Source organism: Sphingomonas sp. MJ1 (PH-R8), assembly GCF_048058635.1.
Lineage (GTDB): Bacteria > Pseudomonadota > Alphaproteobacteria > Sphingomonadales > Sphingomonadaceae > Sphingomonas.
On record NZ_JBBEFX010000048.1, the window covers coordinates 1 to 1,738 of the forward strand.

Genomic DNA, 1,738 nt, shown 5'->3' on the forward strand with positions numbered 1-1,738 from the left:
GGCGAAGATGAGGACCTGGGAGCGGCTGTCGTAGCGGAAGAACAGGCGAAAGCGCCCATTGCCGAACTTCGCCCGAAACCAGTGCTTTCGGGTAGCGCCGAGTGTGTCGCCCTGCCGATATTCCGACCGAGTGGGATCGCTGGGAATTGTTTCGAACATCAGCGAGCGCACAGCGGCCAATAGCTTGGCGTTTGCCGTTCTGGTCCAACCTTGCGGGTCCTTGGCCTTCGCCTTCTCGACGGCCGTGGTCAGCTTCTCAAGCTGATTGAGCAGCAGCGGGTGCGCGTAGATGGTCCAACCGTTGACGACCATCATGGGTCAGAGCGCGACCGGCCCGTCGATTTCCTCATCCGGATCGACCCGGACATGCCCGGTCAGTGCTGCCATGCGTTCAGCGAGGCTGGAAGGGAAGGCCGCGACGTTGTGCGGATTGCGCAGCATGTCCTGTTCCAGAAAACCGAGGAATCCCTCGATCACCGGATCTGCTGCTTCCGCCTCGACGCGGCGAACGCTGACGCCATGCGCATCGACCACAAAGGCGATCTCATCGCCATAGCTGACCCCAAGCGCCTGGCGAACGGCCTTTGGCACGGTGGTCTGTCCTTTGGCAGTGATCCTGCTGCGCTCTTGAACGATGGTCGCCATCATAGCCTCCGTGCAGCAAATGTAAGGAATAATCCTTACTTCTTCAATGGGGCGGTCCAGCATTCATCACAGGAAGGCGTACAAGGATCGGCTGTCGTCGAGCATGCTGATCGGGGTCGGGGTGATCCAGTCCGCGCCTCGCATCGGGTAGGGGCCATAGAACAGGTCGCCGAGCGCGCGTCGGTAATGCGCGTTCATCCAGCGCCGCCGCCGATGTTCGGGACCGTCGTGGATCATGTGGCAGCGCTGGCAGAGCGCCGCCAGCTGATGGAGCGCGCTGTCGCTGGGATCATGGTTGAGGTGCGCACAGGCCAGGACCACGGGGGTCCACCGGCCCTGTAGCAGGATGTTCTCCGTAGGCCGGCGCACCCGCCGGCCCTGGCCATTGCGCCAGCATTGCCGGTTTCGGTCCCACCACCGCCCGTCGCCCAGGTGGAAAACCTTTTGCCCATGCGGACGCCCGCAATGCTCGCAGCGCCCCTTTGCCCGGACAAAGCGGACGTGGTGCGAGAGCTGCGGCCAGTCGATCGGGTACAGGAACGCATGTTCGGGGCGGATCGGCATCAGACGTCCGATCCCGGCGCGTTGGGGGGCGGCGCGTCCGGCATCATGCGGCCGCCGCAGCCGTCAGGGCCCGGTAGAGCGTGGCATGATGGCATTGAAGCAGCTTGGCGGCTTCGCGAACCGAGGTTCCTTCGCGCACCAGGCGCGCGCCCAACGCGACCTGGTCGGGAGTGAGCTTGGGCGGCCGCCCGAAGCGGACGCCGCGCGCCCTGGCTGCGATGCGCCCGCTGCTGGTGCGTTGGTGGATCAGCTCGCGCTCGAACTCGGCGATGCCAGCGAACACGGTCAGCACCATGCGGCCGGCAGGGGAGGTCGTGTCGGCCCAGGGTTCCGCCAGCGACCGCAGTCCGGCGCCTGCCTCCTTCAGCTTTTCGGCGATGTCGAGCAGATCCCGGGTCGATCGCGCGAGCCGATCGAGCCGTGTCACCACCACCGTGTCCTCGTCGCGCAACTGCTCGATCATTCTGGCGAGCTGAGGCCGGTCGCGCTTTGCGCCCGACACCTTCTCCTCGAAAATGCGGCGGCAGCC

At 65.3% G+C, this 1,738-nt stretch carries 4 protein-coding genes; all 4 read right to left on the reverse strand.

Translation table 11 applies throughout. The features are described from left to right. On the reverse strand, positions 1–315 hold a 315-nt coding region (locus VPH46_RS16160; RefSeq protein WP_416612868.1), incomplete at its 3' end, for a type II toxin-antitoxin system YhaV family toxin. Between the two features lie 3 nt (positions 316–318). Continuing rightward, the gene (locus tag VPH46_RS16165; protein ID WP_416612870.1) at positions 319–645 is read right to left on the reverse strand and encodes a type II toxin-antitoxin system PrlF family antitoxin; all 327 of its coding nucleotides are present in this window, start codon (positions 643–645) and stop codon (positions 319–321) included. A gap of 66 nt (positions 646–711) precedes the next feature. Then, positions 712–1,209, reverse strand: coding sequence for a hypothetical protein (locus VPH46_RS16170; RefSeq protein WP_416612872.1), 498 nt, complete (start codon positions 1,207–1,209; stop codon positions 712–714). 43 nt (positions 1,210–1,252) lie between these two features. After that, a partial coding sequence (locus VPH46_RS16175) for a recombinase family protein (protein ID WP_416612874.1) occupies positions 1,253–1,738 on the reverse strand: 486 nt, incomplete at its 5' end.